Origin of the sequence: Streptomyces griseorubiginosus, from assembly GCF_017614965.1 — a bacterium.
Taxonomy (GTDB): domain Bacteria; phylum Actinomycetota; class Actinomycetes; order Streptomycetales; family Streptomycetaceae; genus Streptomyces; species Streptomyces griseorubiginosus_B.
This window is the reverse complement of the sequence record NZ_WVUG01000253.1, coordinates 1-13,109: the sequence shown is the minus strand read 5'-3', so window position 1 is coordinate 13,109 and position 13,109 is coordinate 1. Positions and strand designations below refer to the sequence as shown.

Annotated in this window: 16 protein-coding genes; 4 read left to right on the top strand and 12 right to left on the bottom strand. The window is 70.6% G+C overall.

Annotated features, from left to right (window positions below):
• Positions 1-313: 313 nt before the first annotated feature.
• A complete protein-coding gene (gene argG, locus GRC12_RS33345) occupies positions 314-1,768 on the top strand; it encodes an argininosuccinate synthase (protein ID WP_208783436.1) in 1,455 nt (484 codons plus the stop codon).
• 274 nt (positions 1,769-2,042) lie between these two features.
• On the opposite strand, the gene GRC12_RS33340 is transcribed toward argG, so the two are convergent.
• A complete protein-coding gene (locus GRC12_RS33340; protein WP_208783434.1) occupies positions 2,043-2,726 on the bottom strand; it encodes a TetR/AcrR family transcriptional regulator in 684 nt (227 codons plus the stop codon).
• 73 nt (positions 2,727-2,799) lie between these two features.
• Here GRC12_RS33340 and GRC12_RS46535 point away from each other — a divergent pair, with 73 nt between their 5' ends.
• A complete protein-coding gene (locus tag GRC12_RS46535) occupies positions 2,800-2,928 on the top strand; it encodes a hypothetical protein (RefSeq protein ID WP_280117553.1) in 129 nt (42 codons plus the stop codon).
• Here GRC12_RS46535 and GRC12_RS33335 read toward each other — a convergent pair.
• On the bottom strand, positions 2,925-3,770 hold the full coding sequence (locus GRC12_RS33335) for a helix-turn-helix transcriptional regulator (RefSeq protein WP_208783426.1): 846 nt from the start codon (positions 3,768-3,770) through the stop codon (positions 2,925-2,927). The two genes, GRC12_RS46535 and GRC12_RS33335, sit on opposite strands and share 4 nt — an antisense overlap.
• Before the next feature lie 103 nt (positions 3,771-3,873).
• Between GRC12_RS33335 and GRC12_RS33330 the strand changes: the two genes are divergently transcribed.
• Positions 3,874-4,581 carry an SDR family oxidoreductase gene (locus tag GRC12_RS33330; protein ID WP_208783424.1) on the top strand — a complete coding sequence of 236 codons (708 nt, stop codon included), beginning with the start codon at positions 3,874-3,876 and terminating at the stop codon, positions 4,579-4,581.
• A gap of 1 nt (position 4,582) precedes the next feature.
• Here GRC12_RS33330 and GRC12_RS33325 read toward each other — a convergent pair whose 3' ends face one another.
• Complete coding sequence (locus tag GRC12_RS33325) at positions 4,583-4,744, bottom strand: hypothetical protein (protein ID WP_208783423.1); 162 nt, start codon at positions 4,742-4,744, stop codon at positions 4,583-4,585.
• On the opposite strand from GRC12_RS33325, the gene GRC12_RS33320 reads away from it, so the two are divergent.
• Entirely contained in the window at positions 4,731-4,946 is a 216-nt protein-coding gene (locus GRC12_RS33320; protein ID WP_244374166.1) for an acyl-CoA dehydrogenase family protein, read from the top strand. The genes GRC12_RS33325 and GRC12_RS33320 overlap by 14 nt on opposite strands.
• A gap of 31 nt (positions 4,947-4,977) precedes the next feature.
• On the opposite strand, the gene GRC12_RS33315 is transcribed toward GRC12_RS33320, so the two are convergent.
• From GRC12_RS33315 to GRC12_RS33275, 9 genes are all read right to left on the bottom strand, one after another.
• Entirely contained in the window at positions 4,978-5,940 is a 963-nt protein-coding gene (locus GRC12_RS33315) for an electron transfer flavoprotein subunit alpha/FixB family protein (protein WP_208783421.1), read from the bottom strand.
• A 66-nt stretch (positions 5,941-6,006) separates the two neighbouring features.
• Positions 6,007-6,795: an electron transfer flavoprotein subunit beta/FixA family protein gene (locus GRC12_RS33310; RefSeq protein WP_208783419.1), complete on the bottom strand. Its 789-nt coding sequence runs from the start codon at positions 6,793-6,795 to the stop codon at positions 6,007-6,009.
• A gap of 32 nt (positions 6,796-6,827) precedes the next feature.
• The gene (locus tag GRC12_RS33305) at positions 6,828-7,574 is read right to left on the bottom strand and encodes a GntR family transcriptional regulator (RefSeq protein ID WP_208783417.1); all 747 of its coding nucleotides are present in this window, start codon (positions 7,572-7,574) and stop codon (positions 6,828-6,830) included.
• Positions 7,567-8,733: an acyl-CoA dehydrogenase family protein gene (locus GRC12_RS33300; RefSeq protein ID WP_208783415.1), complete on the bottom strand. Its 1,167-nt coding sequence runs from the start codon at positions 8,731-8,733 to the stop codon at positions 7,567-7,569. The genes GRC12_RS33305 and GRC12_RS33300 overlap by 8 nt, the downstream gene beginning before the upstream one ends.
• 20 nt (positions 8,734-8,753) lie before the next feature.
• Positions 8,754-9,941: a CaiB/BaiF CoA transferase family protein gene (locus tag GRC12_RS33295; protein WP_308286697.1), complete on the bottom strand. Its 1,188-nt coding sequence runs from the start codon at positions 9,939-9,941 to the stop codon at positions 8,754-8,756.
• Position 9,942: 1 nt separating this feature from the next.
• Positions 9,943-11,142 carry an MmgE/PrpD family protein gene (locus GRC12_RS33290; RefSeq protein WP_208783413.1) on the bottom strand — a complete coding sequence of 400 codons (1,200 nt, stop codon included), beginning with the start codon at positions 11,140-11,142 and terminating at the stop codon, positions 9,943-9,945.
• Between the two features lie 204 nt (positions 11,143-11,346).
• Positions 11,347-11,616 carry a hypothetical protein gene (locus tag GRC12_RS33285; protein WP_208783410.1) on the bottom strand — a complete coding sequence of 90 codons (270 nt, stop codon included), beginning with the start codon at positions 11,614-11,616 and terminating at the stop codon, positions 11,347-11,349.
• 49 nt (positions 11,617-11,665) lie between these two features.
• Positions 11,666-11,839, bottom strand: a complete 174-nt coding sequence (locus GRC12_RS33280; RefSeq protein ID WP_208783438.1) for a hypothetical protein — start codon at positions 11,837-11,839, stop codon at positions 11,666-11,668.
• 57 nt (positions 11,840-11,896) lie between these two features.
• Positions 11,897-13,109 (bottom strand): MFS transporter (locus GRC12_RS33275; RefSeq protein ID WP_208783408.1); only part of this gene is annotated, 1,213 nt, incomplete at its 5' end.

Genomic DNA, 13,109 nt, shown 5'->3' with positions numbered 1-13,109 from the left:
GGCTGGCGGTGCGGCGCTGGCGGGCTGGCTCTGCGGGGGCTGGCGGTGCGGCGCTGGCGGGCTGGCCCTGCGGGGGCTGGCGGTGCGGCGCTGAGGGGCTGGTTCTGCGAGGGCTGGCGGTGCGGCGCTGACGGGCTGGCCCTGGGGGCGCTGGCGGTGCGGTTTCTGTGGGCAGAGGGGTCGGCTCTCCGGAGGGCCGGGGTGCGGTTTCTATGGAGCCGGTGTGTGGCGTCTGCGGGGGCCGGCGTGGGACTTCGGTGAGGTCGGGGACGCGGGCTTTGCATGACCATGCGAGTTGATGCATACTCTTGCTATGTCCAAGGTCCTCACCTCCCTTCCCGCCGGCGAGCGCGTCGGCATCGCCTTCTCCGGCGGCCTCGACACCTCGGTCGCGGTCGCGTGGATGCGCGACAAGGGCGCCGTCCCCTGCACCTACACCGCCGACATCGGTCAGTACGACGAACCCGACATCGCCTCGGTGCCCGGGCGTGCGAAGACCTACGGTGCCGAGATCGCGCGCCTGGTCGACTGCCGCGCCGCGCTGGTCGAGGAGGGCCTGGCCGCGCTGACCTGCGGCGCGTTCCACATCCGCTCCGGCGGGCGCGCCTACTTCAACACCACGCCGCTCGGCCGCGCCGTCACCGGCACGCTGCTGGTGCGGGCGATGCTCGAGGACAACGTGCAGATCTGGGGCGACGGCTCGACCTACAAGGGCAACGACATCGAGCGGTTCTACCGCTACGGCCTGCTCGCCAACCCGAACCTGCGGATCTACAAGCCGTGGCTCGACGCGGACTTCGTGACCGAGCTCGGCGGCCGCAAGGAGATGTCGGAGTGGCTGCTCGCCCATGAGCTGCCCTACCGGGCGAGCACCGAGAAGGCGTACTCCACCGACGCCAACATCTGGGGCGCCACCCACGAGGCCAAGACCCTGGAGCACCTGGATACCGGCGTCGAGACCGTCGAGCCCATCATGGGCGTCCGGTTCTGGGACCCCGCCGTCGAGATCGCCACCGAGGACGTGACGATCGGCTTCGACCAGGGCCGTCCGGTGACGATCAACGGCAAGGAGTTCGCCACCGCCGTCGACCTCGTGATGGAGGCCAACGCCATCGGCGGCCGCCACGGCCTGGGAATGTCCGACCAGATCGAGAACCGGATCATCGAGGCCAAGAGCCGCGGCATCTACGAGGCCCCCGGCATGGCCCTGCTGCACGCCGCCTACGAGCGCCTGGTCAACGCCATCCACAACGAGGACACCCTCGCCCAGTACCACAACGAGGGCCGTCGCCTCGGCCGGCTGATGTATGAGGGCCGCTGGCTGGACCCGCAGGCGCTGATGATCCGTGAGTCGCTGCAGCGCTGGGTCGGCTCGGCGATCACCGGCGAGGTCACCCTGCGGCTGCGGCGCGGCGAGGACTACTCGATCCTCGACACGACGGGCCCCGCGTTCAGCTACCACCCCGACAAGCTGTCGATGGAGCGCACCGAGGACTCCGCGTTCGGCCCGGTCGACCGGATCGGTCAGCTGACCATGCGCAACCTCGACATCGCCGACTCGCGCGCCAAGCTGGAGCAGTACGTCGGCCTCGGACTGATCGGCACCGGCAGCCCCACCATCGGCGCCTCCCAGGCCGCCGCGACCGGGCTCATCGGCACCATGCCCGAGCTGCCCGAGGGCGGCGCCGAGGCCATCGCCTCCCGCGGCGAGGTCTCGGAGGAGGACGCGCTGCTGGACCGCGCGGCCATGGAGTCCGGCACGGACTGAGCCGGCAAGCGAGGAGATGCCGGGTCGTCACCGACCCGGCATCCGCCGCACCAAACGCCGTACGCGCCATTGGCGAGGGCGGACACGGCGGCGACCGTCTGTCGGGCCGGAGCGTCCTCCGGGGCGTGCGGGGACACCGAGGCGCTGGCCCACGCCCTTCGACTGACGGGCCACGACGGTCAGCGCGGCGAAGGAACCCCGTCGTGGTGGCTCTCCACCTCGTTAGCGGACGGGTTCCTCGGGCCGGCCGTTTTCAGTTGTGAGAATGCAATTCTCAGGAAGTGGGCGCGTCCATCGTGAAACCGTTCGCGCAATAGTCCCAGATCTCCTCCGCGGTGATCGGGTGCGCGCCCTCCTGGCCGCTGGACTGGGCGTTGAACATGACCGTCTGCATGGTCAGCGCCGCGCCCCGCCTCGCCGTGAAGCCCGAGCGCAGCAGGTCCGCCTCCTCCAGCTCCTCCATCAGCTCGGTGAACAGCGCGAGCAGCGGCGCGTTGGCGACCCGCATCTCGGCCGGGTGCGAGACGAGCAGGCGCATGGCGAAGTCGCTGAACAGCGGCCGCTGCCGGGCGGAGAGGTCGGGGCGGGAGATCTCGAACAACTCCTGGACGACGACCCGGACCCGGTCCAGCGGATCGGACTGCTGGGCCGCGAGCGCCCGCAGCTCTTCGGCCGACTTGCTCATCGCGTCCTCGAACAGCGCGAGCAGCAGTTCGTGCTTGCCGTCGAAGTGCTGGTAGAAGCTGCGCAGCGACTGCTTTGAGCGGTCCACGACCTCCTGGACCGTGAAGTCCGTCGTGCCCTTCTCGGCCATGATCGCCTGGGCGGCGTCGAGGAACCGCTCCACGCGCTGCTCGGCCCGGCGTTTCGCCGCCTGCGTGGAACGCTCGACCGCGCGCTGCTTCCAGGCCGGTTCCCCGGTCGGGGTGCTCAGGGGCTGGTCCGCCTCAGGTGCCATGGTGAGAACATTACTGCGGCTTGCCGACAAGCACCTGCGGCCAGGCTGGACAGCTCGGATGGCGTGAGGGAGAGTGCTGGTTCCGAGATGCGAGAGTGTAATTCTCACGCTCGGGGTCCCGATGCTGTTTGAGTTCGACGCCGAGCAGCGGCTGTGGCAGGACACCGTGCAGACCCGACACGGCAACGCCGTCGGCGGCTAGTGCCTCTCGACCAGGTTCTGGGTGCCGAGGACCGAGATCAGGCGCAGCTTCTCGGCCGCCTCGGTGCCCGGTTCGGCTGAGTAGACGAGAATGTGGAGGTCGTTCGCATCCACCCTGAGCAGATCGCAGTCCAGGGTCAGCAGACCCACCTCAGGATGGTCGATCGTCTTGTGGGAGGCGTCCAGCCTGCCCACCACCCCTGCGTCCCACAGCTCGGCGAACCGCTCACTCCGGCCACGCAACTCGGCGATCATCTGCCGCAGTTGACGGTCTGCCGGATAGCGCGCTGCGGTCGCCCGCAGTTCGGCGACCAGTCCGGTCTCGAAGGCGCGATGTTCTTCCGGGGTGTGCCGCACCCGGGTCGGCATGCCGGTGAAGGCGCGCCACACGCCATTGCGTTCGAAGCCGCGCAGGGCGGACTGATCGCCCATCAGCGCCGCGTACATCGGGTTGGCCACCAGCAGGTTCATCGCCGCGTCGGAAACGCCGACGGGGGTGTCCCCCAGCCGGTCCAGCAGACGTTGCACGCTCGGGGTGAGGAACGCCGGCACCACCTCCGGACCCGGCGGCACCAGCTCCGCCAGCCGGAACAGATACGCCCGCTCGTCCGCCGACAGCCTCAGCGCCCGGGCCAGCGCCTCGACGACCTGCGCGGAGGGACTGGTCGCACGGCCCTGTTCGAGACGCGTGATGTAGTCCGCCGAGATCCCGGCCAGCAGGGCCAACTCCTCGCGCCGCAGCCCGGCCGCGCGCCGGTGTCCGCCGGTGGGCAGCCCGGCCGCGTCCGGGGCGACCCGGTCACGCCAGCGCCTGAGCGCTTGTCCGAGTTCCGTCGCCGTCATGCCACCCAGTGAACACCGTCGGCCGTACATGTGCCTGGTACCGGCAGTCCCAGGAAGAAGGGTCTGCTGGCTGACCTCGCCGTGCTGCCGGAAGGTGGACGGCATGACGACAACACTCATCACCGGAGCGAACAAGGGTCTCGGCTTCGAGACCGCCCGTCGGCTCGTCGCGGCGGGCCACACCGTGTACGTCGGCGCCCGCGACCCCGAGCGCGGACGTCGGGCCGCCGAGCGGCTCGGCGCCCGGTTCGTCCGGCTCGACGTCACCGACGACGCCTCCGTGGACGCCGCCACCAAGACGATCGAGGCCGACGGCGGACTCGACGTGCTGATCAACAACGCCGGGATAGAGACCCGGACCGCGGACAACAGCGTGCCGGTCGCGGCGACCGTCACCGCCGACCACATGCGCACCACGTTCGAGACCAACGTCTTCGGCGTGGTCCGCGTCCTGCACGCGTTCCTTCCACTGCTGGAACGCTCGGCCGCGCCGGTCGTGGTCAACGTCAGCAGCGGACTGGCGTCGCTGACCCACCTCTCCGACCCGGAACACCCCGCCCACTTCTATCCCGGCATCGCCTACCCGACCTCCAAGACCGCGGTCAACATGCTCACCGTTCAGTTCGCGAAGGCGTATCCGAAGATGCGGATCAACGCCGTGGAACCGGGGTTCACCAAGACGGACCTGAACGGCAACACGGGCACGCAGACCGTCGAGGAGGGCGCCGAGATCATCGTGCGGATGGCGCAGATCGGCCCCGACGGCCCGACCGGCGGCTACTTCGACGTCAACGGGCGCCTGCCCTGGTGACTCACAGCTGAACCAGCCGGGGCGCCGCCCCCTTCACGCGCACATGCGCCCCGGCGTCACGGCTCAACTCCCGTGCGCTGCCCATGAGTCCGTCGGGGACGACGGCCCGGCGCACATGCCGGTGCAGTGGGTGCTCCGCGGTGAAGCCGATGCCGCCCAGCACCCGCTGGCAGTGGTGCGCCGACGCCGGCTTCCAGGCCGCGGACCGGGCCGTGCAGACACTGGGCGGCATGGGGTACGCCCGTGAGTGCCACGTGGAGCGGTACTTCCGGGAGTCACGGCTCCTGCGACTCGCGCAGATCAGCCGGGAGACGGTGCTGAACCACGGGTCCCGGAACGTGCTGGGGCTGCCCGGGTCGTATTGACGCCACCGGCCCGGGCAGCCCGTGAACGCGCTCAGCCCTTGCGGGTGTTGATCTCCTCGGTGAGCTGGGGGACGACGTCGAAGAGGTCGCCGACCACGCCGTAGTCGACCAGGTCGAAGATCGGGGCCTCGGCGTCCTTGTTGACCGCCACGATCGTCTTCGAGGTCTGCATGCCCGCCCGGTGCTGGATGGCACCGGAGATGCCGTTGGCGATGTACAGCTGCGGCGAGACACTCTTGCCGGTCTGGCCGACCTGGTTGGTGTGCGGGTACCAGCCCGCGTCCACCGCCGCCCTAGAGGCGCCCACCGCGGCCCCCAGGCTGTCGGCGAGGGCCTCGATGACCGCGAAGTTCTCGGCGCCGTTGACGCCCCGGCCGCCGGAGACCACGATCGCGGCCTCGGTCAGCTCCGGACGCCCCGTCGACTCCCGCGGGGTCCGGCCGGTGACCTTCGTCCCCCTCGCCTGCTCCGAGAAGGTGACGGCGAGGGTCTCGACCGTACCGGCGGCCGCGGCCGGCTCCACCGCGGCGGAGTTGGGCTTGACCGTGATCACCGGGGTGCCCTTCGAGACCCGGGAGGTGGTGGTGAAGGACGCGGCGAACACCGACTGGGTCGCCACCGGGCCCTCGTCACCGGCCTCCAGGTCGACGGCGTCGGTGATGATGCCCGAGCCGATGCGCAGCGCCAGACGGGCGGCGATCTCCTTGCCCTCGGCGGAGGAGGGCACCAGCACGGCGGCCGGGGACACGGCGGCCACGGCGGCCTGCAGCGCATCCACCTTCGGCACCACCAGATAGTCGGCGTACTCCGGCGCCTCGTGCGCAAGAACGCGGGTTGCGCCGTGCTCGGCCAGCACACCAGCCGTGTTTTCGGCACCGGCACCAAGGGCTACGGCGACGGGCTCGCCGATACGGCGGGCCAGCGTCAGCAGCTCCAGCGTGGGCTTGCGGACGGCACCGTCCACGTGATCGACGTAGACGAGAACTTCAGCCATGGGAAAGCAACTCCTGTGCAGTCAAAGACGGTTGGATCAGATGAACTTCTGGCACGCGAGGCTGCACTAGATGAATTTGCGCTCCGCGAGAAAGGCGGCCAGCTGCTTGCCGCCCTCGCCCTCGTCCTTGACGATCGTCCCGGCGGTGCGGGCCGGACGCGCCGCGGCAGCGTCCACGACCGTGTACGCCCCGCCCAGACCGACCGCGTCCGCGTCGATCTCCAGGTCCGACAGGTCCCAGGACTCCACCGGCTTCTTCTTCGCCGCCATGATGCCCTTGAAGGACGGGTAGCGCGCCTCACCCGACTGGTCGGTCACCGACACCACCGCCGGCAGCGACGCCTCCACCTGCTCGGACGCGGCATCGCCGTCACGGCGGCCCTTGACGGTTCCGTCCGCCACGCTCACCTCCGACAGCAGCGTCACCTGCGGCACCCCCAGCCGCTCCGCGACCAGCGCCGGCACAACCCCCATCGTGCCGTCGGTGGAGGCCATACCGGAGACCACCAGGTCGAAGCCGGCCTTCTCGATCGCCTTCGCCAGCACCAGCGAGGTGCCGATCGCGTCCGTGCCGTGCAGGTCGTCGTCCTCGACGTGGATCGCCTTGTCCGCGCCCATCGACAGCGCCTTGCGCAGCGCGTCCTTGGCGTCCTCCGGACCGACGGTCAGGACCGTGACCTCCACGTCGTCATCGGAGTTCTCGGCAATCTGCAGCGCCTGCTCGACCGCGTACTCGTCCAGCTCGGAGAGCAGACCGTCCACGTCGTCCCGGTCGACGGTCAGGTCATCGGCGAAGTGCCGGTCGCCAGTGGCGTCGGGCACGTACTTCACAGTGACAACGATCCTCAAGCTCAAGGTTCCTTCTCCTCAACAGGTTGGTACGGACTTCACTGGCCACTGCGCCGCAGCCGTACGCGATACGAGTAGTGCTCGGGCAGGAAGTGACTGATGGCCAGCTCGACGAGCTGTCCGGTCACGGTCTGGTAGACGCGGTCGATGCGCAGGAGCGCCCGGCCCGGTTCACAGCCCAGGTGCTTGGCGATCTCCGGTGTGGCCTCGGCGACGGTGATGCTCTGTTCGGCCTCGGCGATCGGTTCGGGCAGCCGCTGGTCGAGCAGCCCGATGACGGTGAAGGCGTTCGGGGTTCCGGGCAGCGTCAACTCGGTCACGTCGGACAGGAGTTGGCCGACGGCGGGGGGCAGCCAGACCGAGGTGTGGCAGAACGCCGTGTCCTCGTGCAGCCGCAGGAAGGACAGCTTGTGCACGCGGTCGGTGTGCAGACCGAGGCGGCCCGCCGCGTCCACGTCGACCCGCCGGTGCAGCGGTGTCACCACGTCCATGCGGGTGTCGATGGACAGCCCCATCAGGTCGTCCACCGACCCGAACTGCCGCAGATACTGCTCCTCCCGGGGCGTGGAGAAGGTGCCGCGCCCCGGCACCCGGTAGACCAGGCCCTCCGCGACGAGGTCCTGGAACGCCCGCCGCACGGTCTGCCGGCTGACCCCGTACGTCTGGGCCAACTCGGCCTCGGTGGGCAGCCGTACGCCGTCCGGATAGTCGTGGCGCAGGATCGCCGCCCGCAGTTCGCGCGCGAGGCGCAGATAGGTGCTCTCCCGCTGGGGCTGCTCAGCCATCGAGACCGCCCCTCGCCACCAACTGGGCCGCGATCACGTTGCGTTGGATCTCGTTCGTGCCCTCGCCGACGATCATCAGCGGGGCGTCACGGAAGTACCGCTCCACGTCGAACTCGGTCGAGTAGCCGTAACCGCCGTGGATCCGCACCGCGTTGAGCGCGATCTCCATCGCCGTCTCGGAGGCGAACAGCTTGGCCATGCCCGCCTCCATGTCGACCCGGTGCCCGGCCTCGGCCTCCCGGGCCGCGTGCAGGACGAGGTGGCGGGCGGCGGTGAGCTTGGTCGCCATGTCGGCGAGGTAGTTGCCGATCGACTGGTGACGCCAGATGGGCTTACCGAAGCTCTCCCGCTCCTGGGCGTAGCGCAACGAGTCCTCCAGCGCCGCGCGTCCCACACCCAGCGCGCGGGCGGCGACCTGGAGCCGGCCGGTCTCCAGTCCCTTCATCATCTGGCCGAAGCCCTGGCCCTCCGCGCCGCCGAGCAGCGCCTCGACGGGCAGCCGGTAGTCCTCGAAGGACAACTCGCAGCTCTCCACGCCCTTGTAGCCCAGCTTGGGCAGATCACGGGAGACGACGAGGCCCGGTCCGTGCTCGGCCAGCAGGATCGAGATGCCCCGGTGGCGCGGCTCGGCGGCCGGGTCGGTCTTGCACAGCAGCGCGATCAGGCCGGCGCGGCGGGAGTTGGTGATCCAGGTCTTGGCGCCGTTGACGACGTACTCGCCGCCCTCCCGGCGCGCGACCGTCGTCATCGCCTGGAGGTCGGAGCCGCCGCCCGGCTCGGTGAGCGCCATCGTCGCGCGCACCTCACCGGTCGCCAGCCGCGGCAGATGGCGCCGCTTCTGCTCCTCGGTGCCGTACAGCAGCAGGAGCCTGGCCACGACCGTGTGTCCGCCCATCGCCCCGGCCAGGCTCATCCAGCCCCGGGCCAGTTCCTCGGTGACCAGTACGAAGCAGGGCATGGAGACGGGGTTGCCGCCGTACTCCTCGGGGACCGCCAGGCCGTAGACGCCGAGTTCCTTCATCCGCTCGATGAGGTGCTCGGGGTAGCTGTCGGAGTGCTCCAGCTCCTTGACGACGGGCTTGACGTACTTGTCGACGAATTCGCGCACGGTTCGTACGACGAGCTGTTCGTCGTCGGGCAGGAGGTCCAGGACGCTCATCGGGGCAGTCTCCACACTCGTCAGATGACGGCGTCGGCGCGCAGGGCGTCGATGTCGTCGCGGGTACGGCCGAGTCCGGCGAGGATCGCGTCGGTGTGCTCGCCGACGTCCGGTACGGGATCCATGCGTGCGGGAACGCCCGCGAGGTCGGCGGGCGGCAGCAGGGCCTGGACCGTCGCGCCCGGCACGGCCACCTCCTGCCAGCGTCCGCGGGCGGCCAGCACGGGGTGGTCGAGGAACGCGGCGACGTCGTTGACCCCCGCGCAGGCGATGCCGATCCGCTCCAGGTCCGCGAGGACGTCGTCGGCGTCGGAGCGGGCGATGCGCTCGGCGACGATCGCGTTCAACTCGTCGCGGTGCGCCACGCGTTGGGACCCGGTGGCGAACCGCGGATCGTCCGTCAGAACCGGCCGGCCCAGGAACTCCGCGCACAGGACGGCCCATTCGCGCTCGTTCTGGATGGAGAACAGCACCTGCCGGCCGTCGGCGGTCGGGAAGGCGCCGTAGGGGGCGATGGTCGCGTGCTGGGTGCCGAGGCGGGCCGGCTGGGTGCCGCCGTAGCGGGTGTAGTAGGCGGGCTGGCCCATCCACTCGGCGAGCGCCTCGAACAACGACACCTCGACGGGGTGCGTGCGGCCGGTCGTGGCTCGCGTGTACAGCGCGGTCAGGATGCCGCTGTAGGCGTACATCCCGGCCGCGATGTCCGCGACCGAGATGCCGACGCGGGCGGCCTCCTCGGCGGTTCCGGTGAGGGAGACGAGCCCGGTCTGGCACTGCACCAGCAGGTCGTAGGACTTGCGGCCGGCCCAGGGGCCGGTCGTGCCGTACCCGGAGATCGTGCACGGGATGAGCCGGGGGTGGCGATCGGTCAGGGTACCGGTGTCGAGTCCCAGCCGGTCGGCGGCGCCCGGCGCCAGGTTCTGGACGAACACGTCGGCGTCGTCGAGGAGTTGGCGGAGGATCTCCAGACCGCGCGGGTCCTTCAGGTCCAGGGTGAGGGATTCCTTGGAGCGGTTGAGCCAGACGAAATAGCTGGAGTGACCGTGCACGGTCGTGTCGTAGCGGCGGGCGAAGTCGCCCTCTCCCGGCCGCTCCACCTTGATGACGCGGGCACCGAGGTCGGCGAGCTGGCGGGTGGCGTACGGGGCGGCGACGGCCTGCTCGAGGCTGACCACCGTGATGCCGGACAGGGGGAGTCGCTGCCGCACGTCACGCCTCCTCGTCGGGGAACTGCTCGCGGAGCACCTCGCGGGCTCCCGTCCACGTCAGCCCGTCCAGCAGCGCGGGCACATCCGTACCGCAGGCGGCGGCCTTGGCGCGCAACTCGGTTTCGGACACGGGCCGTTGCGGAGCCCCGGGCGGCAACTCCAGCTCGGCGTACACCTCACCGCCGTCCGTGAGGCCGACCCGCAGCTCCACGCGCCCGTCCAGCAGCGTCCTCGTCTCACCCGGAAGCAGCTCGACCCCGACGAGGCCGACGAGTTTCTGCGCCTCGGGCCGCGCGACGGCCGCGTCCGTGAAGCTGTCGAAGCCGGGATAGTCGTCCAGCAGCGCCGCCGCCACCGCGTACGGCAGCGAGAACTTGCCTTCCAGGCCGGTCACCGGACGGTCGTGGACGAGCGGCTGAACGGTGCCCGCCGGCGTGGTGACCGTGACCGCCGTGATGTCGCCGCGGATCCGGTCGCGCACCTCCCGCAGCGCGGCGATGGGCCGCTGCATGGCGTAGCAGCAGGGGAAGAGCTTGACCGCGAGGCCGCCGGGGACGGCCGGGGTGGCGGGGAAGTCCGCCTCGGGCGTGCCGCCGACCCGCCTGATCCAGGCCTCCAGTGCGCGCGGATCCGCGGTTGCTCCCGCCCGCGCCAGCCGCGCGGCCCGTACGCCCGCCTCGGCCGCGAAACCGACCTGCAAGGACTTGCCGTGCGTACCGAAGGCCTCCTGCCCGCCGCCGGCGGCGGGAACGGCGAGGGCCATCGCGGTGGCCAGCTGCTCGACGTCCAGTCCGAGGGCGATCCCGGCCGCGACGGCGGCCGCCGGGGCGCCCGCCGTGCAGGTCGTGTGCCAGCCGGCCGCGTAGTGGCCCCAGCCGAGCATGGCGCCGAGCCGTGCCATGACTCCCGCACCGGCGAGGTAGGCGCGGGCGTCACCTCCCACGGCGAGCACGGCCGGGACGGTGACCACGGAGATGTGGGCGGTGGTGTCGGTGTGCAGGTCGTCGAAGTCGAGCACATGGGCCATCGCCGCCCAGCGGGCCGCCTCCGGCAGGGAGGCGGCGACGGATCGCAGCGGATGCGTCCGGGCGGCCAGCGCCACGGCGACGGTGTCCGCCAGCGATCGCTCCGCCAGCGCCAGGTCCTCCGGCGCCGGGCGGAGATCGCGGGCCCACTGGGCGAGCGCTCGGGCAACGGCCATGAAAAAGTTTGTACGGCCAAATCCAGAGCGCTGTCAACGCGGACTGACGTGGCCCGACGTGTGTCGTGCCGCACTCCCCGAGTGAGGCCCAGAACACATCCGTGCCCTGGGCCGCACTTTGTACGCACCAATGACGTCGTACGCATCAATGACGCTGTACGCAGCAGTGACGTTGTACGCACCGGTGTCTGCGGGAAGCTTTCCTCAGTTCTCCCGGCTCGGATCGCACAGCACCATCACCGCGCGGGCGACGAGTTCTCCGGCGCCGCCCAGTTCCCGGCGGTAGCGGCCCGTTATGCCCCGTACGGTCTCGGCGAAGGAGGGGTCGGCGGCGCGGGCACGGGCCGGGGGCGGGAGTTCCTGGGCCATCGCGCGACGGCGGGCCAAGAGCGCGATGATCTCGTCGTCCAGGCGCTCCAGCTGATCGAGTGACCGCTCGGCCGTCACACCGGCAGCGTGGTTGGTCGTCGTCACGAGAGATCTCCGTTCTCCTCCGGGATCCGGATCGCGGTCCCGTCCGTCCTCATCGCAGGTGGTCCTTCATCACTTTGCCCGTGGCGCCGAGCGGCAACTCCTCACGGAACTCCACCGATCTGGGAGCCGTGAACCCGCCGGAGCAGACCTGGTCGCCCTCAGCTGTCTGCCCGGCGAGATCGTCCAGATCGTCGTCGTCGAGGTCGGCCTCGGGGTAGATCACCACCTTCCTTCGAGTCCGTCAGTCACCTTCTCCTCACGGGAGAATGAAGTTTCCGGATCAGAGTACTTCGTCCGCGCGCAGCGGCGCCATCTCCGGGGCGGGCTCGAGGCGGTGGGGGAGGAGCAGCGGTGTGGCCAGGGCGAGGATGCCTGCGACCGCGATCGCCGTGCGGGGGCCGGTGAAGCCGGCCAGCACACCCCACAGGGCCGTCATCCCGGCGGTCGTGGCCTTGCTGGTGACCGACCACGCGGACAGCGTGCGCGCGGCCCGGCCGGAGTCCGTCTGCCGCAGCCGGAGCGTGGAGTACACCGGGTTGAAGACGGCGCACGACGTGATCACCCCGAGCTCCACGACCATGACGAGCACCAGTCCCGCCGTGCCGGGCCCGACGAAGGCCAGGCCGATCGGCCAGCACGCCCGCAGCCCGCCCGACGCGAGCAACACCCGCCTCTCCCCGAAACGCGGCACGAGCCTGCGGGCCAGCCGCGAGCCGATCAGGCCGCCCACGCTGGGCACGGAGAAGGCCAGGCCGTACTGCCAGGCCGTGAACCCCAGATCGCCGACCATCAGCACGGCCAGCAGCGGCAGCGACACCATGATCATGGCGTTGTACAGCACCGTGTTGCAGAACAGCGGCCGCAGCACCGGATGCGCCAGGATGTACCGCCAGCCTTCGAGGAGACCGCCTGCCCGCGCGGTGTCCCTCCGTACCGGATGCGTCTCCGTCCCGCCGATCGCCCGGATCCCGACGGCCGACAGCAGGAAGCTGACCGCGTTGACCAGGGTGGTCGTCACCGGTCCGAACACGCCCATGGCGGCCCCGCCCAGCGGCGGCCCCAGGATCGTCGCGGTCCACTGCGTCGCCTCGAACCGCGCGTTCGCGGCGAGCAGGTCCTCCGTCGGCAGCAGCGACTTGAGGAAGGCCCCACTGGCGGAGGTGAAGCCGATGTCGGCCGCACTGACCACGACCGAGACAACCAGGAGTTGTACGAAGGTGAGGGCGCCGAGCGCGAAAGCCGCCGGAATGGTCAGCAACGCCGCACAGCGGACCAGGTCCATGGCCATCATCACGGGCCGCTTGCGCCGGAACTCCATCCATGGCCCCAGCGGCGTCGCCACCACCGCCCCCACCGCGAGCCCGGCGGCCGACAGCACCGCCACCTCGGTCGCGCCGGCGTGCAGCACGATCACCGCGATCAGCGAGAACGCGTCGAAGGCGAGCCACGTACCGAGCGCGCTGACGGCGTACGCCCCCCACAGCCACTCGAAC

What these genes read in the sequence shown, in the direction of transcription:
- argG (WP_208783436.1), top strand. Translation starts at nt 314, where the DNA reads ATGTCCAAGGTCCTCACCTCCCTTCCCGCCGGCGAGCGCGTCGGCATC.
- GRC12_RS33330 (WP_208783424.1), top strand. Translation starts at nt 3,874, where the DNA reads ATGACGACAACACTCATCACCGGAGCGAACAAGGGTCTCGGCTTCGAG.
- GRC12_RS33300 (WP_208783415.1), bottom strand. Translation starts at nt 8,733, where the DNA reads ATGAGCGTCCTGGACCTCCTGCCCGACGACGAACAGCTCGTCGTACGA.
- GRC12_RS33340 (WP_208783434.1), bottom strand. Translation starts at nt 2,726, where the DNA reads ATGGCACCTGAGGCGGACCAGCCCCTGAGCACCCCGACCGGGGAACCG.
- GRC12_RS33290 (WP_208783413.1), bottom strand. Translation starts at nt 11,142, where the DNA reads ATGGCCGTTGCCCGAGCGCTCGCCCAGTGGGCCCGCGATCTCCGCCCG.
- GRC12_RS33320 (WP_244374166.1), top strand. Translation starts at nt 4,731, where the DNA reads ATGCCGCCCAGCACCCGCTGGCAGTGGTGCGCCGACGCCGGCTTCCAG.
- GRC12_RS33335 (WP_208783426.1), bottom strand. Translation starts at nt 3,770, where the DNA reads ATGACGGCGACGGAACTCGGACAAGCGCTCAGGCGCTGGCGTGACCGG.
- GRC12_RS33315 (WP_208783421.1), bottom strand. Translation starts at nt 5,940, where the DNA reads ATGGCTGAAGTTCTCGTCTACGTCGATCACGTGGACGGTGCCGTCCGC.
- GRC12_RS33305 (WP_208783417.1), bottom strand. Translation starts at nt 7,574, where the DNA reads ATGGCTGAGCAGCCCCAGCGGGAGAGCACCTATCTGCGCCTCGCGCGC.